Raw genomic sequence first — 23686 nt, forward strand, 5'->3', positions numbered from 1 at the left:
GAAAATTTACTTAAATCTAGGCTGGTTTCCTATTAATTCTCAATAATTAATGTTTATTGAGAATATAGGCTCTTTCCAGAAAAGCCTCTAACCCTTTTGAATACTCATTTTTAGCTGGTTTTCTTACATCGAACTCAGGTCACTGGGGGTTTTCTTTTTTCATAAGACCTCGCGATAAGTGGGAAACGAGCGTGTCTTTAGACCTGAGAGGGATGGTATGGCTAACGCCACGCTACGCTATCGACGCAGCTCACCAGCCACGACACGGGCAGGGCAGTTTGACAAGTGTTACAGTGAGCTTGTCGAACTGCTCACTGACCACGGTTTTAACCGCTGTGGTTTTTGGTATATCTTGACAGCCTCCATATTTTTCGCTAGGATAATCGCATTCTTGTGAAAAAGTAAGCACAATGCTTTAAGCGGAGTGTCTAGTGGCTGTTTGGCACAGCCTTTACGAGTGAAAATCTCTTAAGAGACTTCCAATTAAAAAAATATCCCAAAATCTCTTGTGGTGCGGGCATCTTGCCCGCTAACAACACAAGGACGGGCAAGATGCCCATCCCACAAAATTGGATCATCTTTTTTGTGGAATTCTCTAAGAATCTCAGCGGCTTGGCTCCCTGAGATTGTCAATTTGGCAAATAAAAAACGCTCTTGTTTGTCAAGAGCGTTTATAAACATTTATAGATAAACTATTAAGTAGATTAAGTAGATAAAATCCTAACAACTAACTCCCCTACCCAACTACTAGCCACAGAAATTTTTTCGGTATGTGACAAGCTGCAATCTTTGGGTAATTTTTTCCGGAGCATAAGTTAAAAACAATGAACAATTAACAAGTAGATGCACCCTGATAACTAACTTCCCTTAGCTGGCTAACACCACTGAGGGTTTTTTTTGTCTGTAGGTTAGCACAAAATAATTATTGCCACTCACCAATTTTTTCCGGAGCATTACATAGAACTCTAGAACAATTAACAAGTAGATGCACCCTGATAACTAACTTCCCTTAGCTGGCTAACACCACTGAGGGTTTTTTTGTCTGTGGTTAGCACAAAATAATTATTGCTACCCAGCCATTTTTTCCGGAGTATTACATAGAACCCTAGAACAATTAACAAGTAGATGCACCCTGATAACTAACTTCCCTTAGCTGGCTAACACCACTGAGGGTTTTTTTGTCTGTGGTTAACACAAAATAATTATTGCTACCCACCCATTTTTGTCCGGAGCATTACATAGAACTCTAGAACAATTAACAAGTAGATGCACCCTGATAACTAAACTCCCCTAGCTGGCTAACTTCCACTGGGGGTTTTTTCTTTTCCCCCCGGTGTCAAAAACATCTGGGTACTTGAATCCCGAACTCAAAACAAATTTGTTAAAAATAAATTTATCCGGAGGATCGTTATGCACTTGAGAACATTTAATTGGTAGATGCACCCTGATAACTAAACTCCCCTAGCTGGCTAACTTCCACTGGGGGTTTTTTCTCAAAAACGGAATCTCAACCTACCCTATCATCAAAACCAGCCTCTGGCAATATCCTTGCTCAACAAGTTTTTGGTTACTTTGTCCAGTTGCACCCACAGACTGCAATATTAACTTGCACAATAGCGAACTTTACTGTTGATCGTGCAGTTTCACTACAAAATATAGCTCGTGATTGCCTGAATACTAACCTTTGGGATGAGCTAACCTGACAAATTTCTCTGAATCACTTTCATTCTATTGTGATCCTTTGCTCTAACTCTAGAATGATCACTGTGATAGATAATAAGACGCTTAATTATTTCTTTATAACTACTGAAGTTAACAGATATTTTTGAGTCTGTTCCCATTCTATCACGAATCCTCAATTAAATTTAGATTTTTTGGTAAATTTTAGTTAACCTATTGGATAGGTAATAGGTAAAAATTTGACAAATTACCCATTACCAGCTTAAATTTTAGATAACTAACAACTTGCGTTATTTAGTCAATTGTAATTTGTTGCGGTCCATTGGCTTTGCCATTTTCTGCCTCTGTACTGAGGTTGCTGGAACTATTTCCACAACATTTTTTATTTAGCCAACTTTTGACGGGATCTTCATTGAGATTGAGTCGGAGAACACCAGAAACAAACCCACCTAAAAATGAAACTGGATGTTGGGCAAGTTCTTGAAATAGGGGCGATAATTCACTAATAAACATTAGACTCTCCAAGTATTGGCCTTAAAAATTATTAATTCTTCATCAATCTTAACAGATACTGGCTAATATTTGGTCAAATGATCACTGACATCATTAATCTTGATTTTCTATCAGTATTTAACTAAAATAAGGTATTTAAAAGACATTGACACCTGAAAACTTTTTGGATTTTTAGGTGTCAATTCCGGGGTTTTCAGCCTATTTTCTTATAACTTAGAACTCAAAACAGGCTGAATTTAATATTTGCCTGTAAATACTCGTTCTGCGGGGCCTGTCATGTAAATCCGGTTATCAAGTTCTGACCATTCGATTTCTATGGGTCCACCGGGTAATTCAATAGTAGCAATGCGATCGCATAAATCATTCAATACTCCCGCTACCAAGGACGCACAAGCACCCGTTCCACAAGCTAGAGTAATTCCAGCGCCTCGTTCCCAAACTCGCATTTTCAAGTAGTTACGATTGACTATTTCAATAAATTCGGTATTGGTTTTTTTAGGAAACACGGGATGATTTTCAAATTTAGGTCCAATGCTTTCTAAGTCAATAGCCGCAACATCTTCGACAAAGGTGATGCAGTGGGGATTTCCCATGCTGACACAGGTAACATCCCAAGTTTTGTCGGCTAGTTCTAAGGGTTGATTAATGACTTGAAACTCTGTAGGTGATAAAGTTGTGGGAATTTCCCCTGCTAATAATCGGGGTTCACCCATGTCTACTTTAACTTGACCCTCATCTGTGAGTTGGGGTGAAATCACACCTGCTAAGGTATGAATATGATATTTATCCTTGGTGCGAGAAATGCCTTCTAATTCCGTCAAAAATACCGCTAAACAGCGAATTCCATTGCCACACATTTCTGGTTCTGAACCATCGGAGTTAAAAATCCGCATAGTGTAATCAGTGCCATTTTGTCCAGGAAGTGCGAAAATAACACCATCTGCTCCGATACCAAAATGGCGATCGCACCACTGTAACGCTTTCTCTGGTGTCAATACTGGTGTCAATGAGGAACGGTTATCAATGAGGATAAAATCATTACCGAGTCCGTGATACTTAGTAAATTCGATTGCCATTTTGCTCTAAATGAATTATTAAAGATTCATTCATACTATTAAAAAATTTGTCAGTTGTCAGTTGTCAGTTGTCAGTTGTCAGTTGTCAGTTGTCAATCACCAATCACCAATTACCAATTACCAATTACCAATCACCAATCACCAATCACCAATTACCAATCACCAATCACCAATTACCAGTATAATATATGGCAACCAATCAATTTGATACTTCCCTACCTAGCACTCGTCAAGTCCAGAAGTGTATTAAAGAAAAATTAATGGTCGAATTTAGATTAATGACTGGTGATTTGATTACAGGTCGAATATTTTGGCAAGATCACAATTGTATCTGTATTTTTGATGGCAATAATGAGCAGATTATGGTTTGGAAACAGGCGATCGCCTACATGAAAACTTTAGGTAATATGGTAGGTTAAAGAGAGTTAGTCTCGCTCCGCTATCAGTAAAACCTAGATAAAACCGTGTTGCTTATCGTATTGACTTTCTATTATTAGTTTTTCTACTATTTAAATTAACGGTGGAATTTAGCGAGACTAATCAACGTTAAGGATATTTCTAGAATGTCTAAAATACTAATCACAGATATACCTTCATTCACAGATATACCTATTAAACAACAAGAAATTATAGTAGGTGGTGCGACTACAACTACCCCTACAAACCCTTTACCAAATCCTATTCTTTTAACCCCTACATTACAGGCTGTTTTTAACGAGTTAGGATTAAATCCTCGTGACTTGACAAACTACTTAAATAGTTTGGGATTAAACATAATTTTCCCAATTATATGATGATTATAACCCATTAAAAAATATCGGCTTTATAGCTGAATATGAATATGTGGTATTTTAAAACATTACCACATATTTTTTGTAATTATTTCTGACATTATAACTGAATACACTTGAGTATTCATTTTTCTATTTCGTCAGAAATATTAATTTTACCTTCAGCAAACTCCACTAAAGCAGTGAGTTCTTCGGCTGATCCTACCACTAATAAGCGATCGCCTAAAAGAAGTATAGTTTGATTATGAGGATAATCAATTTCTTCCCCATCAGCGCGACGAATAGCCATTAAACTCACCCCAGTTAAATAACGCATATTCACTTCTTCCAAAGTCATGCCAATTAAAGGTGAATCTGCTGGTAAATCATACCAACGACGATTTAAATCACGGGTAACTTTTTGTAAATATCGAGAGACTTCAGCAGCGGAACTTTCAGGACGTAAATCCAAATAATGATCTTGGCGAATTTGTTGCATTTTCTGTTGTACCATCTCTGGTAATAAACCCACCCCAATTAATAGATGAGTTGCCATTTCTAAACTAGCTTCAAATTCTGGTTGCACTACTTCCTTTGCACCTAATTGATAAAGTAGTTCAATATTTTTATCTTGAGTAGCACGGACAACTGTATCTAATTCTGGACATACTTCCAAAGACCGTTTTAAACACAAACGAATACTGGCAGGATCAGGGAGAGTGATCGCCATACCTTGAGCATGACTGACACCGGCGGTTTCTAAGACATGAAGACTCACCGCATTACCATAAACATAAGGTATTCCGGCATCCCGTAATTGCTGAATTCGACTTTCTGATTGATCAATAACTACTACAGGTAATTGATATTGCTGTAACAGCTTCACCAAATTTTTACCAAGCCGTCCATAACCACAAACTACTATATGATTTTTCTGTGGTAGATCTTCCGAAAAATCATGAGCTTGATCATCTACCAAATATGGTTTCAGCCAAGGCATAGATTCAGCAAAATCGAATAAAAATGGGACTAACCGCAAGACAAAAGGAGTCAGCATTAGAGTCACTGCGGTAGTTCCTAAAATTAGTAAATATATGCGTCGGGAAACCAAACCCAAAGCTTGTCCTTCACTAGCTAAAACAAAAGAAAATTCCCCAATTTGCGCTAGTCCTAAACCGACAATTAAAGCTGTTTTTAAAGGGTAACGGAATAACTTGACTAAAGGGGTGATAATTAAAAACTTACCCACAAAAACTAAAGCCACCAATCCCAGAATTAACTCCAGATTTTGCCACAAAAATACTGGATCAATTAACATCCCAATGGCCACAAAAAATAAACTAGCAAATATATCCCGTAAAGGTTCAACAATCGTCAAAGTTTCATCAGCATATTCCACCTCAGAAATCATCAAACCGGCGACAAATGCCCCCATTTCAATGGATAGTCCTAAATATTCTGTGAGCAGAGCAATTCCTAAACAGATAGTGACGACACCTAATAAAAATAACTCCTTGCTTTCAGTGCTGGCTAATAATCTGAGTAAAGGGGGAATTAACCAAATCCCAGCCACAACTGCACCCGCTGCAAATAAACCAATTTTCACCAATGCCATCACCACAGCCACCCCAATGGCTTCTCCTGGTTGATGAAGGGCTGGTAATACAGCTAACATGAACCCCAGAGCCAAATCCTGAACCACTAAAATCCCCAGCATTACCTGTCCGTGAGGTGTTTCAGTTTCATTGCGTTCCATGAGACATTTGAGAACCACAGCAGTGGAAGACAAAGACAAAATCGAACCCAAAAATACACCTTTAGCCGGTAGAGTTCCCCAAGCACCAGTGACACCACAGACCAAAACAGTGATGAGAATAGTGAGGATAATTTGTAAAGTACCACCACCGAGAGCGATCGCCTTAACTTTTTTGAGTTCCGTTAAAGAGAACTCCACACCCAAAGCAAACAACAAAAACGCGACTCCAAACTGAGCCAAGGTTTCCACCTGGACAAGTTCTTTAATCAGCCTTAGTCCAGAGGGACCAACAACCATACCACCGATGATATATCCCAGCAAAACAGGTTGTTTTAACAGTGCAGCTAAGAGTCCACCGCAAGCAGCGACAGCAAACACCAAAACCAAATCAACAATTAAGCGAAAATCTTCTTGCACTAATTTTAATTAAAAACTATAAAGAACCATATAGATATCAGCATACAAAGTTTTCTCAATTTGCGGGGAGGACTGGGATACAAGAAGAACAAAATTTGGACCGACCACCAAAAAGTGATCAAGTCCCCACAGCATCATAAATGTATTTCTTCCTTCTTCCTTCTTCCTTCTTCCTTTGCGCCTTTGCTCCTTTGTGCCTTTGCGCGAAACAAATTATTTATCCAAAAATCAGCCTAAAACCCGATAACCAATATCTCGGCGATAATACATCTGATCAAACTGAATATGTTCGATACCTGCATAAGCTTGAGCTAAAGCCTCCTGGAAATCCTCACCCAAACCCGTCACATTTAACACCCTACCGCCATCTGTAACAACTTCCTGGGCTGCATTTAATCTTGTCCCCGCATGGAACACTGTCGCCCCTGCTGTCTGGGCTGCCTCAAAGCCAGTAATTACCTTACCCTTAGCATACTCTCCCGGATAACCACCAGCAGCAGCCACCACCGTAGCCGCAGCCCCTTGTTTCCAAGCAATCGGCGGCATATCTCCTAACCGCTGTTCTATACAAGCCAAGATTAAATCTTCCAAAGGAGTTTCTAGCATCGGTAAAATTACTTGTGTTTCGGGATCACCAAAACGACAGTTAAATTCTAAAACCCGAAAATCCCCATCTGGTGAAATCATTAACCCCGCATACAAAATGCCTCGGTAGTCAATGCCTCTGGACTGTAAAGCTGTGATCGTTCTTTCTAACACCTCTGTTTGTACACGTGCCATTAACTCTGGTGTGGCGATTGGTGCAGGAGCATAAGCACCCATCCCACCAGTATTTTCTCCTGTATCACCTTCGCCGACGCGCTTATGATCTTGAGCAGGTAACAATGGGCGAATGGTTAAACCATCGGTTAGAGCTAAAACAGATACTTCTTGCCCTACTAAACATTCTTCAATGACAACGGAACTGCCAGCAGATCCAAATTGTCCTTGAAAAATTGCCTCAATTGCTTCTTCAGCCTGGGCAATAGTTTCGGCAACTGTAACCCCCTTTCCAGCAGCTAAACCATCGGCTTTAATAACAATGGGCGCACCCTCAGATTGAATGTAAGCTTTTGCTGAGGCTGCTTCAGTAAATACAGCAGCTTTCGCAGTAGGCACTCCGGCTTCCTCCATTAAAGCTTTAGCCCAAGCCTTACTTGCTTCTATTTGCGCCCCTGCTTTATTTGGACCAAATACCATTAAGCCTTGATTTTGTAGATAATCAGTAATTCCCTGAGCTAAAGGCACTTCTGGACCGACAACTACTAAAGAAATCCCATGATTAATCGCATATTCGCTGATACCAGCAAAATCATCTACTGCTAAAGGCAAGTTTTCACAACCTGGCAAAGTTGCTGTACCACCGTTACCTGGTACGCAAACAAGCTTGTTTATTTTTTCAGATTGTAGCAATTTCCACGCTAGAGCGTGTTCCCGTCCCCCATTACCGATAACTAAAACTTTCACTTATTTCCTCATATCTAAGCAAGCAAAACGAGAATATCTCTGGCATTCCTAAGCACAAAGAACTAAAATCTGCTCAACAACTTGCGGATTAACATCTTTATTTTCCCCCAAAGCTGTCATTCCATGCTTTTCTAAATTTTTGATCACGGCTGGAATAGTTTGTAATCCAATACCATAGTCAGATAGGCGAGTCCGAACACCAACTGATTCAAAGAAATCACGAGTTTTAGTAATTGCTGCATTTACCCGTTCTTCTTCTGAACCACCGCCAATTTCCCAGACTCTATCTGCATATTGTAGAAGTTTTTGCCATTTGCGATCGCGGCGAATTGTTAAAGTGCTAGGTAGTACAACCGCCAAAGTTTGAGCATGATCTAAACCATGCAACGCTGTCAACTCATGACCAATCATGTGAGTTGTCCAATCTTGGGGGACACCAGCAGCAATTAACCCATTTAATGCCATTGTTGCCGACCAAACTAAATTCGCCCTGGCATCATAATCTGTGGGATTTGCTAAGGTTTTTGGTCCTTCGCAAATCAGGGTTTTCAGAATTGATTCGGCCATGCGGTCTTGTAATGGTGCATTGACTGGATAGGTTAAATATTGCTCCATTACATGAGTAAAAGCATCAACAATACCATTGCTGATTTGCCGAGGAGGTAGGGAGAAAGTCGTTTCTGGGTCAAGAACTGAAAATTTAGGAAACACGAAGGGACTAGCGAAAAATAACTTTTCTTGAGTTTCCCACTTAGTCACAACTGAGTTTGTGTTCATTTCCGAACCAGTTGCGGGTAAAGTCAAAACCACCCCCATTGGTAAAGCCGCAGTTACGGGTGCGGCTTTTGCTAAAATATCCCAAGGGTCGCCCACAAAAGGAACAGCAGCAGCGATAAATTTAGTCCCGTCAGCAACTGAACCACCACCCACAGCTAAGAGAAAATCAATGCCTTCTTTGCGGATTAATGCGACCGCTTTCATCAAAGTTTCAAAATGGGGGTTGGGTTCAATTCCACCGAACTCAAATAAATTTCTGCCAGCTAATGCGGATTTTACTTGATCATAAACGCCATTGGCTTTAATACTACCACCGCCATAGGTAATAAGGATTTTCGCATTTGCGGGGATTTCTGAAGCAATGTTGGCGATTTGACCTTTGCCAAACAAGATTTTAACTGGGTTGTAAAAAACAAAATTTTCCATGATTAGTTACGCAATAGAATTAGATTTCACCTTGAATATTGTAATCATTTTCTTGATTTTTGCGCCTGTACCTACGGAATATTATTTGAAAACAATCTGATTGAAGCGTTGGGGGGTGTGTCGCTGGCAATTTTTATCAATTCAAACAAATAAACTACCAACGATACAAACAAAATCAGGAAATAAAGGTGATGTTAACTCATCATTAGTAAATAAGGTTTTTACTAGAATTAAAGTTGCCTTTTCTCGCTGATAAATTTCTACTTGTTGTAACCGCCAATCAATTATCCAATATTCTTGCACACCTCTAGAAGCATAAAGTTTTAATTTCACTTCTTTATCTCGACGTTCATTTTCTCCCCCCGCAGAAAGAACTTCAATTACTAATTCTGGCGCACCTGTTAAATGTCCATCATTATCTAATAAAGTTGCTAAACGTTGATTACTTATCCACACCACATCAGGAATAACATTATCAGCATCAGTAAAAACAATTCCAGGAGTAGTTACAGCTTCCCCTAGACCAGTTTTTCTAGACCAAAGTGTGAGTTCTGTACAAATGTTGTTACAAGCCTTCTGGTGCTTCCAATGTGGCGCTCTTGTCACAAATAATTCTCCATTGATTATTTCATAATGGTTGCCATTATCTGGCAATAATTCTAGGTCTGTGATTGTCCAGCGAACTCCCTCATATACCTGACTCATACAGCCTCCTGTGGGGTGATGTGAATATTTTAGTTCTTTACTAGTTGAATTTGTGAAAATCTCAATGCTATTCAAGATTCTTGCAGATATTCACTATCAACAGCGGTTTTATTAAATTCACCATTCCGCCAACTATCAGCCATATCTTTCATAAAACTAGCGAGAGGAATAGCAACCAATACACCCAATACACCGCCTAATTTCGCGCCTATTAATAAAGAAATTACCACCCATACAGGATTTAAGCCGGTTAAATTTCCTAAAATGCGTGGGGCAATAATATTAGAATTAATTTGGTCAATAGCTACACCTATAGCCGCAACTTCTAATCCTAAGCCAAAATCTTTTAAAGCTATTAATAAACTGACAATACCAACCCCAATACCAGTCCCAAAAGGAAATAAAGAAAATAAACCAATTCCTATCCCGAAAAGGAGTGATAAAGGGACTCGTAAGAGGACAAATGCCAATGTTATAGACACGGCTAAAATAGCACCTAGAGTAGCTTGACCAATGAAATAATTATTAAAATCTTCTCGGAGTAATTCTCGAACTTTTTTAGCAATTTGGGACGGAAACCACAGATAAATTCCATCCCATAAAGCTTCACCATTCAATACTAGATAAATAGTCAGAACTATGGCTATTAGTAAATTAAATAAATTTCCAATAGTATCAAAAGCAAAACCGAGAATTTTTCCAGTCAAAGATTGTAGTTGACTAGATATTTTTCCTAAAAATTCACTAGCTAATCCACTTAAATTTACTGGTAACTGCTGGGTAGCTGCCCAATTTTGCAAAGCTTCTATTTGTTGAGTTCCCGATTCAATCCAATAGGGAAGAAGATTAGCTAACTCATTCAGTTGTTCCAGAATAAGTGGTAAGAGAATAACACCTACAGCACCTAAAATAATAATAGATAACAGTAATACTACGACAACTGCTAAAATGCGAGGTACTCCACGTTTTTGGAGCAGTTTAATCGGATAATCTAGCACAAAAGCTAAGAGAATAGCGACAGAGATAACACTGACTAAAGGTTGAAAGTAGTTAATAAATTGAATTAATAGCCAACCATTCAGAAGAATAACAGGAAAGGCTAATCCTATATTTAACCATTTAGGTAGATTTGGTAGATTGTTTACTGGCTGCATGGAATTTATTAATAGTCTAATTTTTGCAAAATTTCTGGAAAACTTTAAAGGGTCTGTAAATCGAGTAATCGAACTATAGGGTTTTGATAAAATCCAGCATTATTTTCTGAGGTAAACTTGCTAAAGGTCTTACTTCTCCTGCTTTTACAGAATAACATTCACCTCTGTAGATATCTTCTGCTGTTAACAAATCTAGATCCCAACCTTCAGAAAGAACAAGTTGATTTACTGTTATTAACAATGGTGCTTGAAATACATAACGAATAGCTTTTTCATCGCTATAAATTCCAAATTGAGTAAAGTCAGTTAACTCATAACCAATTTCTTCCATAACTTCTCGCTGAACTGCTATTTCTGGAGTTTCTCCAGGTTCGATATGTCCACCAAACAAAGCCCAACAACCAGGAGCGATAATATTAGGAATATTATCCCGCAATTGCATCAGGAATTTATTTTCTCGATAGAGAATGGTAACGGCTACATGAACTAATTGATTATTCATAAATTATTTTTCCTCTAAATAAATTTCTCCGTATTCTTTGCCAGCTAAAGGGACACTTTTGTACTGCACATTACCCTTCAATACTACCTGTTCTCCAACTTGAAAATTGCCTTGATTAGTGATAATCCAGATTTTTCCAGTTGAGTCGTTGATTTGATATGCTTTTTTCTGAATTAAAGGAGCGATCTTTTCTATTTTACCTTGAATGTAAACTGTAGTGTCCTGATTTTGTTTGGTAACTTTTTGAATCTGTGTTACATTCACACCAATATTTAAATTTTCAAGATTGATCCTAGAATTGCCTTCTTTACCACAGGCATAAAGTCCTGTTAATAGGGAAAAAGATAATCCCAGGTGAAGTAATCCCCTGGTAGAAATTTTTGTTTGTTGCATTATTGGCAATTTTATCTTTTATCTCCAGTTTATATAAGTGGCTTGCTATTTATTATTTATCATAATACTGTTTTGTCCAAAAAAGATAGTGATTTTATAAAAATAATGAAGACATGAATAAATTTTCATTGGTATCTCCAGTTATAGGCATTATTGTATTTTTTATTTTCAAGTAAGTTCTTTTTGGATTTGATGACTTTTTATGTGATTAACTAAGTTCGTAATTTAGTCAAATCTATTGGGGGGTTGATTATGCTTAAAAAACTATAGGTTTCCACTTGGAAGGGGGTTAAATATTTGTTATTGCCAGATTCAGGAGTTGACAATAAACTCTTTATAGTCATGGTAAATTAATATAGGTAAATACTATAGCGGTATGCAGTTAAATGAAATTCTAATTTCAATCATAGAAGCTTAGACTGAAAGTAATTTAGTTCTGACTACTAACCGCTGAAGGCTGCTATATGCCTTTACAGTCGTTCGGGAATTAGGTATGGTTTGAGACGTGAGAAAATGAGTTTAAAAAATTGGTAGTAGCAAAATTTGACAATATGAGTGGTAAATTAATTGTATTTGAAGGGGTAGAAGGTTGTGGTAAAACTACTCAGATGCAACTGTGTTCTCAGTGGCTAGAAAGTTTAAATATATCTGTGGTGCTGACTCGTGAACCGGGGGGAACAGAGTTAGGAAAGGATTTACGGATGTTATTATTGGAAAAGTCACTTAATAAGCCCGTGGGGGAAGTGACGGAACTGTTATTGTATGCTGCGGATAGGGCGCAACACATTGAAGAGGAATTAAAACCTAATTTAGCCATAGGGAAGTATATTTTGTGTGATCGCTATACTGATTCTACTATTGCCTATCAAGGTTATGGCAGGGGTTTAAGTATGAGTATAATTAATCAACTTAATCAAATTGCTACTGGTGGTTTAGCTAGTGATTTAACTATTTGGTTAGATGTAGATGTGGAGATAGGGCTGTCTCGCAAACGTGGACAAGCTAAATTAGACAGGATTGAACAAGAAACAATTGCGTTTCATCGGCGGGTACAGCGGGGATATACGGAGTTAGCTGTATCTTATCCGTCTCGGATTGTACGGATAGATGGGAATAATAGTCAAGAAAATGTGCAACAAAGTATACAGGAAATTTTACATAATCGCCTGTTTTCATAATTTATGTTCTCACCATTAGTCGGACAACAGCAAGCAGTAGAATTACTAACTCAGTCTGTTAAACAAAATCGAGTTGCACCTGCTTATATGTTTGTAGGTGCAGATGGTGTAGGTAGAAGTTTAGCAGCCCGGTGTTTTATTGAATTACTTTTTTCCAGTTCTGTAGCACCTGATCAAATTCCCCTTTTACAAAATCGGATTCGTCAAAGAAATCATCCGGCTTTATTGTGGGTAGAACCAACTTATCAATTTCAAGGACAAAGACTTACATCAGCAGAAGCAGCAGAAAAGGGCGTTAAACGCAAAGCCCCACCAGTGATTCGTTTGGAACAAATTCGAGAAATTACGCAATTTCTTTCTCGGCCACCGTTGGCAGCAGAGAGAAATATCATAGTCCTAGAACAAGCGGAAACAATGGCGGAATCTGCGGCTAATGCGTTGTTAAAAACTTTGGAAGAACCGGGAAAAGCGACATTAATTTTAATTGCCCCTTCACCAGAATCTGTGTTACCAACTTTAGTATCCCGTTGTCAAAAGATTCCTTTTTATCGGTTGGATATTGCTGTGATGAGTCAGGTATTGACGCAAACAGGAAATGCCGAAATTTTGCAACATCCAGAGGTTTTAAATATAGCCGCAGGTAGTCCAGGAAATGCGATTTTATCTTATCAACAATTACAAAAAATTCCTAGCGAGTTCATCGCCCAGGTGAAAAAAATCCCGACTTCTTACCGTCATGCTTTAGAATTAGCCAAGAAAATTGATAAAGAATTAGATACTGAAGCTCAATTATGGTTAATTGATTATCTGCAACAATACTATTGGCAACAAATACATGAACCAAAAATTATTCAACAGTTAGAAAAAACTCGGAAACATTTACTTTGTTATGCCCAACCTCGCTTGGTTTGGGAATGTACGTTTTTAGCTTTATTTCAGATATCACAAATATAGTTAATTTCTGTAGTTAATTTCTGTTGACAATTTCCTTCCTGGGAATATTCACAACCCCTTTGAAACTAGCAACTTCACCTGCAATACTTTTGTTGACTTCTAATGAGGTACAAACTTGAATTATGAAACTCTTGTAGTGCGGGCATACTTCGACCCTCCGACAGGCTCAGGGCATCGCAGGCTCAGTACAAGTCTTGCCCGCGTGAGCGAGACGCTCACACTACAGTCCATCATTTTTATCTTGACAGACTACTAGTACCGCAGGGCGGAAGTCAAAAGTCAAAAGTCAAAACTAATATACCGTAAGCTTTTTGGCGATTGAATATGGTTGCTTTATTTACGCCGTGATGTACTAGTCAATGTCCTGGAAAAGTGCTGACACATTATCTTTTTTAAGTATTAATACGCTAGTAAAAATTCTGAATATATGAAATTTATGGTTACGATATTTTTTTAAGTATTTTTAATGTTTTATTAACAATTATTGTTACAGAATTGATAGTGTTTTCATGTAGAATCATCTTTGACGGAAAATTTAACGTACCAAGTGATTAATCATGAGAAATTGGCAGCATAAATTATTTTTGGGCTTACTTTGTTGTGCATTTTTAGTTTTTGGATGGCAAACTAGGGTATTAGCTGAAGGAATGACTAGCTATAGTACACCCGTAGCAAAAACCCAATTATCACAATTAGAAGTAACTCAAAATGTCTATGATTATCTATTGCAGTATCAACCAGAAACTTATAATATTCTGACAAAAAAATTGGCAGAAAGTATTGAAGATGCTAAACAACCATTAGCAGATGAAGTAGTGAATAATCTTTTGGCTTTATCTCCAAATAATCCACAGGTTAAATGGAGAGAAAATAATGGCAAAATAGAATATTTGATGTCAACTTGGAAATATACAAGTAGCCCAAGTTCAGATTGGCCAATAGGTACAAAAAAACTGCTACCTTATCAAACTTGGTTTACAGCAGTTCCACAAGTGAAAGAATTTTGTCAGAAATATCAAGCTATTGATAGCAATATTCCTGATAATGTTGAACTTTCATTGCGGTTACAACAGTATTTGGGATTAATCTTAAATAAATATTCTACGAAAACCCATTTTGTCGAAATGTGGGTAAAAGCAGAAGATCTAACTAGACCATGTATTGATGCAGAAATTAACGATGCTAGTTGTAATCTTTTACCTTTACCTGTTCCTGATAGTAGTCCTGTAGTCAAGGCAATATATACCAATTCCTACACCAATGCTAAAAAGGAATATTATCCTTGGTCTGGTTTAGGTTATACTTATGACTGGGGAAATTCTCAAAAACCTCATCAAGGACCCAGTGAGTTTATTATTAACCCCACTCCAGAGAAACCTGTAGAGGTGGAAGTTGCTTCTGTGACACCTACGCAAGAATACTGTCGGAATCAGATTTTACAATAAAATATCTAAGTAAGTCGGCACGATAAAATCAATATACATTTTTTTCGTAAAAACCCTTAAATAACCTATCTATAAGGTATTTGTCGAATTTACATTTCGTTACATATGTTGATTGTTTAACGCCAACTTACTTAGTCGGAAGGGATGATCAAAATTTTCCTATATTTTGATCATCCCTTATTTTTTTATCAATTAGGGTTAATTAACAATTGTTAGCTTTTTTTGGATCGGATTCAATAGAATTAATTTCTTGCAAAGTTTGCCACCCAGCATACCACTGGGAATTATCTTGCAATAATTTAGCATTTAACCAAAAGCGCACTTGAGGATCACAAGCTGCTACCATTTCTGCATATACCCATTTACCCTGATTTTTACGGTTAACAACTTGAAAATGTCGCCAGCCATCAACTTTTTGTTGTGCAGTCCATTTAGAACCCAGTAGGTAAGGAAATTTTTGTTTTTTAGTCATTTGTCAATTGTTAGTTGTCGGTTGTCGATTGTGAAGAACTTTCTTTTTTCACCCCTTACCTGTTACCTATTACGCATCATTTATTAAGTTTTATATCAGGTATTTTCTAATTTAATAAATATTTACTAATTCAGCAGTGGTGATGACTATGAGGATGTTGTTCCCTCCGATACTTCAGATCGTGAACCTTTTTCTTTATTGTCAGGTTTTTATCTCAATTCAGTAAAAGTTCAACCCAGAAATGCTGAAGAGGAATTAGACTTGATGATTGTATAAAACATTTTACCTCTCAGGATGGGTTTATGGCTTTCTTTGATAGTTTTACCGATTCGATCAAACAAAAGTGGCTGCAATTCTTTCAAGCCAATCGTGAATGGATTACGCTTCAGATGACTGTTGAATCAGTTTATACCCCTGATGGCGGCAAGCGACCTTCTTCTTACCTTATCCTGGGAGTCATTAATGCTCTAGAACCGAAATTGGCCCAGCTAATGCTTCCCTTTGCCAAACTGAATCCAGATGCGGATACTTTAATTGAAGTTCTGAATTTACATTTTGACCCCGATATTGCCCTTGGTAATCGTCTCAGTCCTACAGTAGAACCACAGATGTACTCCCGTCAGCAGGCTGTGGTCATGGTGGATGGCCCTGAACCAGAAGCGGAATCTTTCTCAATCCCTGAGATGAGTCTGAATGAGTTGGGAAACGAAACACAAGCGACTTGGGCTGTAGAACAAGATGATGATGGCTTTGGTGATATTTCCTTATCTGATGAAGATATTGCCCATGACTCAGAAGCAATGGGTAATTTCGGTCATGTTTCCTTTACTTCCATGTCTTTAACTGATGAAAGCAATGATCAGAGCCTTAATAGCCTCACTTCAGTTGGTGAAAATCCCTTTGGGGAAATACCTGATCATGCTTTTACTGGGCTGAATACATCTGCAGAAAATGGATTTGATGATGTAGTTTCGGACATCTGGGGTGATGAAACTTCGTTTCAGAATGGTGACGACAATTTGGAAGAACTGCCATCTGAGGTTTTTAATGAATCAGAAATGGCTCGTCTCTTCCCCAACAATTAATTATTGAAGGTGGGTAAGAGGAAGCAGGGGATCAGGGGGCTTTCTATCAGGGTGAAAACCTGTTTTTAGTACCCATTCCCCAATATCCAATCATCTACTTTCCAATTTCCAAAAATTCAGAATTGTGGAAAAAATAGAGTTCGTCAAGACCTAGCGTGGCAGTTCCCAGAGGTGGCCTTAGTTAAATCTGTTCGTGGTGACTCTGGTAAACCCGTTGAATTGGTGAGGATGCCAGTAGAAATTAAAGCAGTCAAGCTCTTATTCAAAGAACTGGTTTTAGCTATAAAACTTCTAGAATGAACAAATAACTCATCATTTGTTCAATTATTAATTAATATTCATCAATACACTATGACGAGCAGCGAACTGGAGCGGTACTACAGAATTTTAGAATTAGAGTTAGGGGCCACACTTGAAGAAATCAACCAGGCTTATAAAGATTTAGTGTTTGTTTGGCACCCGGACCGCCTCCCCAAAGACAACCTGCGCTTACAAAACAAGGCACATGAGAAGCTAAAATTATTTAATGAAGCTCGTGATAAATTGCGCTCTTTCCGGAATAAACAGCCCACTCCCGCTTATTCTCCAACACCTCAAGCCGATAAACCATCATCTACATACTCTTACTCACCACAAAAAACCTATCAACAACCACAGGCAAATTCAGATTTAAGTGGTAAAGATTTTAGCCGCGCTAATTTGAGTAATCGGGATTTATCAGGAAGAAACTTGAGTTACGCAAATTTAAGCGGTTCTAATCTCAGTGATACTTTTATGCACAAGGTGATTCTCAGAGGTGCGGATTTGTCAGAAGCCAATTTATTTAGAGCTAACTTACTGTTAGCAGATTTAAGAGATGCCAATTTACGCTCGGCTAATTTGATTGGTGCGGATCTTAGCGGTGCTGACTTGCGGGGTGCTGACTTGACAGGGGCGAGAATTCGTTCAGGCGATCGCCTGCTGGTAAAATTAATTGGTGCTAAATTAACTGGAGCAATCATGCCAGATGGTATAATTCATAACTAAAAACGACTTGAGAGGATAAAAAGTAAAAAAGTAAGTTAAAATTACTTACAAACTAAATCACCAGTGAGTAACAGTTCCTAGCCACTGAAATTAATAATATAGCCATACTCCATAATATGTGAGAGAATCTATTTCCTGCTGCTTGAGTGCATCAGTCAAGTTTAAATAGAAAATAGGGCTGCTATATTCACAAAATTTAATTATCAATATGGCTTCCTGCTCCCGTTATACATCTGAATAGGTAGGAAAATTTAAAGTTAGACTAATACTTATTAGCCAAAAGCTTCTGGATTCCTGTACTATTGATGATGGACTGGTAATTGTTAAAAATAAATTATTTTAGTTTTATTAATGATCATGAACATTGCAATTATTGGCTGTGGTTATGTCGGTTGTGCCGTTAGCAAATATTGGCAGTCAAATAGTAATTTTATGCTGACGGCAACTACCACTAATCCCCAAAGGATATCTACTTTAGAAGCAGTAGCACAAAGGGTTATTGTCACTTCAGGTAACGATCTAGAAAGCTTGAAAGCTGTATTAAAAAATCAAGAAGTTATCTTATTAAGTGTCGGCGCAAAAACCGCTGATTCTTATGAAGAAACTTATGTAAACACTGCCAAAAATCTAGTTTCTCTCCTCCCCCAATTTCCTAATATTCACCAAGTAATATATACAGGTAGTTATTCAATTTATGGAGATAGAAACGGTGTATGGGTAGACGAAGAAAGCCCACCAGCACCAGCTAATCGCAATTCTCAACTACTGCGAAAAACAGAAGATATATTATTAACAGCAAATAATGACAATACCCGCGTTTGTATTTTACGTTTAGGAGGTATTTATGGACCCGGTAGAGAACTGGTAAAACTATTTAGTAGAGCGTCAGGAACAACCCGTCCTGGTAATGGGGAAGATATCAGCAATTGGATTCATCTTGATGACATTGTTAGTACAATAGAATTTGCTCGTGAGCAGCGCTTACAAGGTATTTATAATCTTGTAGATGATAGTCATCTCACGAATAAAGAATTACTTAATAATGTGATGACAAAAAATAATTTACCTAATGTTATTTGGGATGCAGATAATAAAAATACCCGCCCATATAATGCCTGGGTGTCCAATCAAAAACTGAAAGATGCTGGATATCAATTCATTCATCCTCACATGATTTTTTAGTTACTATTAAAAATTGCCATCATGTCATCATCTACAATCAGCAACTCCACAGCATCTCCAACCCAGTATTATAGTTGGCAAAACTACCGCTGTGCTTATGAAATTCATCAACCTCTCAATTCTACTGCTTCAGGTATTCCGTTACTTTTAATTCATCCTATCGGAGTAGGATTATCACGGCAATTTTGGCAGCGATTTTGCCGAGAATGGTATGATAAAAAGCACCAAAATCTTATTTATAATCCCGACTTATTGGGATGTGGTGAAAGTGATATGCCAGCTTTAGCGCATACACCAATTAACTGGGCAAAACAGTTAGAACACTTCTTGCAAACTGTGGTTAAACAACCCGTTATTATCGTAGTCCAAGGAGCTTTATTACCAGTTGCCATTGAATTAGTGAAACTGGAAAAAGACTTAATTGCTGGGTTAGTATTATCTGATCCTACATCTCGTCCAGTTATTACTAAAAATGCCCCCAAATGGCAACAAAACTTACTTTGGAGCATTTTTACATCTCCCATAGGTAATGCTTTTTTCCGCTATGCCCGTACCCGCAAATTTTTATATTCTTTCTCTGTTGAAAAATTGTTTGCTGTTAGTGAAAACGTTGATGATGAATGGCTAAATACTCTCATAGCAGATGCCAAAAATATGCGAGGGCGTTATGCTGTATTTGCTTTTTTAGCGAGATTTTGGCAAAGAGATTACAGTAGTGATATTGCCTCAATTCCGCACCGGACATTATTGGTTGTCGGAGAACAAGCTCGCGGTATTAGTAAAGAAAGTAAACCAGAAGCTCCCGACGAACGATTAGCATATTATCTGAATTGCTTACCTCAAAGTCAGGGAGTAAAAATCATTGGCAAAAATGTCATGCCCTATGAATATACTCAGGCATTTGTTGAGGCAGTATCTCCATTCATAGCTGATATTTCCTTATAATCTAAGTAGGTGAACGGGAAAAAACCGTAGACGCGGAGCGGCTTCTCGAAGAGTAATATGTAACGAAAAGTAAAATCGCCCAAACCCTCTTCACTCTTGCCTCTTGCCTCTTGCCTCTTGCCTCTTGCCTCTTGCCATAACGACGATTTTCAATGCTAACCTACTTAAGATGAGATTTTTAATTGCCACTGCTATTTGAAATTTCATGATTTATGCACAGTAGGAGTTAAGCTGATTAAATCATCAATATTCCGTTTCATTGTTGTGCAAATTGCGTCTAAAGGTAAGTCATTTTCATCATAACCAAAGGGATTTTCTATTTCTAAACCAATGGCTTCAATACCTAATAACGTAAAGCTAACCAAAGCAGAAATTAACCCAGTCCACCAGCCAAGACTCTGAACTATTTGAAATGGCAAGAGGAAGCAATACAGTAATAATAATTGTTTAAGGTGAATAGCATAAGCTAGAGGCATTGGTGTTCTTAAAATTCGTTCACAAGAACCTAAATTATCTACCAAGATATTTAATAATTCCTGTAGAGATGTCAATTGATAACTATTAATGCAATGACGATTGTATTGCTGTTGTAAATAATCGCTAATCCAAAAAGCTACTTCCAAAGGAGGATTATTCATAATCTTTAATTTTATATAGTAAGAGTTTGGCATTAATTCTTCTAAATCATTATTGATAGGCTCACCTCGTAAATGTAGTTTTGTCGCTACGCCAAAAGCCACAAGTAAGTTTAAGGCATCAATTTTATTATTTTTATCCTCTGGTTCTTTTTCATCAATAGATACCCATATTTGTCTGGCTAAATTACGGGTAGTATTGACTATTGCCCCCCAGCATTTTCTCCCTTCCCAAAAGCGATCATAAGCTGTATTCGTGCGAAATACTAATAATAAACCTAAAACAATACTGGGAATAACAGTCCCTAAAATTGGCTGAGAAACGGGAATTTGAAGATGATAAAGTAGAGAAATTAAAACTCCAAAAGCACCACATAACAGCACCAGTTTGTAGATAGCAGCAATGACTGAACCTTTAATTTGTAGAGCGGTTTCAAACCATTGCGGTTTTTTCTGTACCATAAAACTCTCTGATATATTCAATATGAAATACAAGTAGGTGGGCGGAGGAAAATCAAAATATATTTCGTTTTGGGGAATGGCTAAAACTCAACCACAATAACGCATAGAGGCAAATTTACATCTTGTTACAAGTTTTGTTTATCTCCCGTCCACTTACTTAATATACAGGCAATTGTTACACCTACAAATACCTAATTAACGTTTTAAAATACCTGGCGACAAAAGCACCGCCAGGATAATATTAATGACCAGCTTCTTGAATTAAACCATCCAACTCTTGCTGCATTTTGCTTTTGACTAATTCATAGCATTCGTTCACATAAATGCGATCGCTTGCGGCTTCTTTTCCATACCTTGCAAACACAATCGGGGGACAAACCCTAGTATAGATAGGCACGGGCAAAGGAATATTCGGCCAAGGTCCAAAAGCCAATCCCCAAGGTAATCCCAGATAAACAGGAAACACCAAAGGATCTATCCCAAACAGCCAAGGCATCCCCATTTTATGAAATTGCTGCATAATTTCATATATGTCAGCCAAGACAATCAGAGTATCATGTGATCCCCAGGAAATTGCTGGTATAATCGGGACATTTTCCCGGAGTGCCAACTTAATAAACCCCTTCCGTTGGGCAAAATAAATTTTATCCCGCATTGCATGGGGTCGAAACACATCCTCAGCGCCACCAGGATAGACTAAGACACTAGCGCCAGCCCGCAAAGCCTTGTAAGCCATTTTCGGATGCGCTCTCACTGCACCAGCCTTCATCGCCATTTCCGCCGCCGGTGGCAACACATCCCAAACTTTAGGGTGCATCAAACCATAAATCGGTCTTTTCACACTAAAGCGACGCAACCAATCATATAACATCATGGATGTGTCCGGAGAAGCCAGTCCGCCATTATGAGAACCGACAATGAGAATTTTTTCATCTGGGACATTTTCCCAGCCACTGGTTTGGACTCGAAAATAGAAGTTATATAACAAGCCTAGTATAGGCATCATAGACTCGATGAACTTTGGATCTCGTTGATCCAAAGACCACCCTGTGTTAGTGTTTTGAGGATGTTTTAGTTTGAACATCAGGAAATTTTATCAGGATTTATACGGATGGAACAACCCGTTGTTTTTCAGTTTTATCAAGCCTAACGCAATCCTCCCATTCTTTCCCGCACTCTGAAGCAGTAATTCAGATATAAGTAGTCGGGCAAAATAAATTTCAGATTGAGGAGAGGGAACAGGAAAGGAATACAGAGATTTCTGTTTATGAAAAAAATGTGCAATTAATTTTGTTCAGTTACTTGCATGATACTTTTTAGGCATCCTCTCCGCCTACAAATATTCTTAATTTAGTCAATTACAGCCTTAGTTTTGAAAATATCCCATAGGAACTCCATCTGATTGCCTTCGTCTTGAGAATATAGACTATTCAAGATTAGTATATTCATAAATTGCGTTATCAACATTTAAGGTCATAGAAATAACATGAAAACTTTCAGGATATTTACAGTTGTTCCCGTCGGGTTAACCATGAGTTTATTGCTGACTCAGTCCAGTTTTGCCCAACCCCCACAACCCCCAACTACTAAAATTAAAAATCCTCTTGATATAGACCCCATAACTTTAACTGGTATCTCTGGAGGACAGGCAAAAACTGATTGCGGGTATACTTCCACTACACCCAGTCAAGTGATTGAAGTGACAGAGCCACTACCTTATCTACAGTTAACAGTAGAGGCTGAAGGACAGCCAACACTATTGGTTGAGGGACCAGGAGGGCGCTTCTGTGTACTCAGTAATGATGATATTGCGAATAAACCAAAACATTCTGGCTACTGGACAGTAGGCAAATACGCAGTGTATGTGGGTGAATTGTCGAAACAAAAGTATAACTATACCCTTTCCATTTCACAACACCAAAAATAGCGATTTTAGCTTTGTCTCCCCAATCCTATCCAGAAATTTAGATTTTGAGAGTCTAACATATCGTATTTTTGGCAACAAATTGGACTCCTAACATGATATTGGTATTACAGTGACTCAATAAAATCTTTGAGGGGAAATATGTTTAAAAGACTAATTGGTGTTGTTGTTGCTACTATTTTGCTGACATTACAGATGGTTGTCGGTACTGCAACAGCAATGCAACTAGATGAAGCTATCCGTACGGTATCATTAAATGATCAAGGTGATACCGTCGTTCTCAGTTTAAAACAAGTCAAAGAAGGCAAAAGACTCTTTAATTTTGCTTGCGCTCAATGCCATGCTGGTGGTGTAACTAAGACTAACCAAAACGTGGGACTTGACCCAGAAGCTTTGGCAGGAGCTTTACCTAAACGCAATAATATTGTAGGTTTGGTGGACTATATCAAAAATCCCACTACCTATGATGGTGAAACCGAGATTTCCGAAATCCACCCCAGTATCAAGAGTGCGGATATTTTCCCACAAATGCGAAATCTGACGGAAGATGACTTGGTGGCTATCTCTGGACACATTCTCCTCCAACCAAAAGTTGTTGGGACTAAATGGGGTGGCGGTAAAATTTATTACTAAATCACGTTCATAGGCTTGATTCTATAGGTAGGGGTTTAGCACTGCTAAACCCTTACAAATCTAGGATATT

The 23686-nt window shown here is 38.1% G+C and carries 25 protein-coding genes and 1 pseudogene; 13 read left to right on the forward strand and 13 right to left on the reverse strand.

The window, feature by feature from the left end:
- Positions 1–483: 483 nt before the first annotated feature.
- From PN450_RS15700 to dapF, 3 genes are all read right to left on the reverse strand, one after another.
- Positions 484–681: a hypothetical protein gene (locus tag PN450_RS15700; RefSeq protein WP_271836875.1), complete on the reverse strand. Its 198-nt coding sequence runs from the start codon at positions 679–681 to the stop codon at positions 484–486.
- Positions 682–1974: 1293 nt separating this feature from the next.
- Entirely contained in the window at positions 1975–2193 is a 219-nt protein-coding gene (locus PN450_RS15705) for a hypothetical protein (RefSeq protein ID WP_015079582.1), read from the reverse strand.
- A gap of 236 nt (positions 2194–2429) precedes the next feature.
- Positions 2430–3269, reverse strand: coding sequence for a diaminopimelate epimerase (gene dapF / locus PN450_RS15710; protein WP_271836876.1), 840 nt, complete (start codon positions 3267–3269; stop codon positions 2430–2432).
- 68 nt (positions 3270–3337) lie between these two features.
- Here dapF and PN450_RS15715 point away from each other — a divergent pair, with 68 nt between their 5' ends.
- The 3 genes from PN450_RS15715 to PN450_RS15725 all read left to right on the forward strand — a co-directional run bounded on the left by PN450_RS15715 (position 3338) and on the right by PN450_RS15725 (position 4063).
- The gene (locus PN450_RS15715) at positions 3338–3454 is read left to right on the forward strand and encodes an alpha/beta hydrolase (protein WP_271836877.1); all 117 of its coding nucleotides are present in this window, start codon (positions 3338–3340) and stop codon (positions 3452–3454) included.
- A gap of 3 nt (positions 3455–3457) precedes the next feature.
- Entirely contained in the window at positions 3458–3688 is a 231-nt protein-coding gene (locus PN450_RS15720) for an Hfq-related RNA-binding protein (RefSeq protein WP_015079580.1), read from the forward strand.
- A gap of 144 nt (positions 3689–3832) precedes the next feature.
- Positions 3833–4063, forward strand: a complete 231-nt coding sequence (locus tag PN450_RS15725) for a hypothetical protein (RefSeq protein ID WP_168695868.1) — start codon at positions 3833–3835, stop codon at positions 4061–4063.
- A 121-nt stretch (positions 4064–4184) separates the two neighbouring features.
- Here the strand turns inward: PN450_RS15725 and PN450_RS15730 are convergent, their stop codons facing one another.
- The 7 genes from PN450_RS15730 to PN450_RS15760 all read right to left on the reverse strand — a co-directional run bounded on the left by PN450_RS15730 (position 4185) and on the right by PN450_RS15760 (position 11675).
- A complete protein-coding gene (locus PN450_RS15730; RefSeq protein WP_271836878.1) occupies positions 4185–6212 on the reverse strand; it encodes a monovalent cation:proton antiporter family protein in 2028 nt (675 codons plus the stop codon).
- A gap of 228 nt (positions 6213–6440) precedes the next feature.
- The gene (purD, locus tag PN450_RS15735; RefSeq protein WP_271836879.1) at positions 6441–7718 is read right to left on the reverse strand and encodes a phosphoribosylamine--glycine ligase; all 1278 of its coding nucleotides are present in this window, start codon (positions 7716–7718) and stop codon (positions 6441–6443) included.
- A 48-nt stretch (positions 7719–7766) separates the two neighbouring features.
- Positions 7767–8921: an iron-containing alcohol dehydrogenase gene (locus PN450_RS15740; protein ID WP_271836880.1), complete on the reverse strand. Its 1155-nt coding sequence runs from the start codon at positions 8919–8921 to the stop codon at positions 7767–7769.
- Between the two features lie 141 nt (positions 8922–9062).
- Positions 9063–9626: a Uma2 family endonuclease gene (locus PN450_RS15745; protein ID WP_271836881.1), complete on the reverse strand. Its 564-nt coding sequence runs from the start codon at positions 9624–9626 to the stop codon at positions 9063–9065.
- A gap of 71 nt (positions 9627–9697) precedes the next feature.
- Positions 9698–10780, reverse strand: coding sequence for an AI-2E family transporter (locus PN450_RS15750; RefSeq protein WP_015079573.1), 1083 nt, complete (start codon positions 10778–10780; stop codon positions 9698–9700).
- A gap of 73 nt (positions 10781–10853) precedes the next feature.
- On the reverse strand, positions 10854–11282 hold the full coding sequence (locus tag PN450_RS15755; RefSeq protein WP_168695873.1) for an NUDIX hydrolase: 429 nt from the start codon (positions 11280–11282) through the stop codon (positions 10854–10856).
- Positions 11283–11285: 3 nt separating this feature from the next.
- On the reverse strand, positions 11286–11675 hold the full coding sequence (locus tag PN450_RS15760) for a hypothetical protein (RefSeq protein WP_015079571.1): 390 nt from the start codon (positions 11673–11675) through the stop codon (positions 11286–11288).
- Positions 11676–12226: 551 nt separating this feature from the next.
- Here PN450_RS15760 and tmk point away from each other — a divergent pair.
- The 3 genes from tmk to PN450_RS15775 all read left to right on the forward strand — a co-directional run bounded on the left by tmk (position 12227) and on the right by PN450_RS15775 (position 15252).
- The gene (tmk, locus tag PN450_RS15765; protein WP_271836896.1) at positions 12227–12853 is read left to right on the forward strand and encodes a dTMP kinase; all 627 of its coding nucleotides are present in this window, start codon (positions 12227–12229) and stop codon (positions 12851–12853) included.
- A gap of 3 nt (positions 12854–12856) precedes the next feature.
- A complete protein-coding gene (locus PN450_RS15770; protein WP_271836882.1) occupies positions 12857–13807 on the forward strand; it encodes a DNA polymerase III subunit delta' in 951 nt (316 codons plus the stop codon).
- A gap of 557 nt (positions 13808–14364) precedes the next feature.
- Positions 14365–15252, forward strand: a complete 888-nt coding sequence (locus tag PN450_RS15775) for a hypothetical protein (protein ID WP_015079567.1) — start codon at positions 14365–14367, stop codon at positions 15250–15252.
- Between the two features lie 202 nt (positions 15253–15454).
- On the opposite strand, the gene PN450_RS15780 is transcribed toward PN450_RS15775, so the two are convergent.
- Positions 15455–15724: a TIGR02450 family Trp-rich protein gene (locus PN450_RS15780; protein WP_148761734.1), complete on the reverse strand. Its 270-nt coding sequence runs from the start codon at positions 15722–15724 to the stop codon at positions 15455–15457.
- 150 nt (positions 15725–15874) lie between these two features.
- On the opposite strand from PN450_RS15780, the pseudogene PN450_RS15785 reads away from it, so the two are divergent.
- The 5 genes and pseudogenes from PN450_RS15785 to PN450_RS15805 all read left to right on the forward strand — a co-directional run.
- Positions 15875–16000 (forward strand): annotated as a pseudogene (locus PN450_RS15785) (ferredoxin:protochlorophyllide reductase (ATP-dependent) iron-sulfur ATP-binding protein); the annotation flags it as partial.
- A gap of 26 nt (positions 16001–16026) precedes the next feature.
- Positions 16027–16809 carry a DUF5331 domain-containing protein gene (locus PN450_RS15790; RefSeq protein ID WP_271836883.1) on the forward strand — a complete coding sequence of 261 codons (783 nt, stop codon included), beginning with the start codon at positions 16027–16029 and terminating at the stop codon, positions 16807–16809.
- A 351-nt stretch (positions 16810–17160) separates the two neighbouring features.
- The gene (locus PN450_RS15795) at positions 17161–17835 is read left to right on the forward strand and encodes a pentapeptide repeat-containing protein (protein WP_148761728.1); all 675 of its coding nucleotides are present in this window, start codon (positions 17161–17163) and stop codon (positions 17833–17835) included.
- 357 nt (positions 17836–18192) lie between these two features.
- Complete coding sequence (locus PN450_RS15800) at positions 18193–19017, forward strand: NAD-dependent epimerase/dehydratase family protein (protein WP_015079563.1); 825 nt, start codon at positions 18193–18195, stop codon at positions 19015–19017.
- Positions 19018–19038: 21 nt separating this feature from the next.
- A complete protein-coding gene (locus PN450_RS15805) occupies positions 19039–19962 on the forward strand; it encodes an alpha/beta fold hydrolase (RefSeq protein ID WP_271836884.1) in 924 nt (307 codons plus the stop codon).
- A gap of 203 nt (positions 19963–20165) precedes the next feature.
- Here the strand turns inward: PN450_RS15805 and PN450_RS15810 are convergent, their stop codons facing one another.
- On the reverse strand, positions 20166–21059 hold the full coding sequence (locus tag PN450_RS15810; RefSeq protein WP_148761724.1) for a bestrophin family protein: 894 nt from the start codon (positions 21057–21059) through the stop codon (positions 20166–20168).
- A 241-nt stretch (positions 21060–21300) separates the two neighbouring features.
- Positions 21301–22143 carry a lysophospholipid acyltransferase family protein gene (locus PN450_RS15815; RefSeq protein ID WP_213714379.1) on the reverse strand — a complete coding sequence of 281 codons (843 nt, stop codon included), beginning with the start codon at positions 22141–22143 and terminating at the stop codon, positions 21301–21303.
- 402 nt (positions 22144–22545) lie between these two features.
- Between PN450_RS15815 and PN450_RS15820 the strand changes: the two genes are divergently transcribed.
- A complete protein-coding gene (locus tag PN450_RS15820; protein ID WP_271836885.1) occupies positions 22546–22986 on the forward strand; it encodes a hypothetical protein in 441 nt (146 codons plus the stop codon).
- Between the two features lie 138 nt (positions 22987–23124).
- On the forward strand, positions 23125–23616 hold the full coding sequence (psbV, locus tag PN450_RS15825) for a photosystem II cytochrome c-550 (protein WP_271836886.1): 492 nt from the start codon (positions 23125–23127) through the stop codon (positions 23614–23616).
- Positions 23617–23686: the final 70 nt, after the last annotated feature.

The organism is Dolichospermum lemmermannii CS-548, from assembly GCF_028330815.1.
Classification (GTDB): Bacteria; Cyanobacteriota; Cyanobacteriia; order Cyanobacteriales; family Nostocaceae; genus Dolichospermum; species Dolichospermum lemmermannii.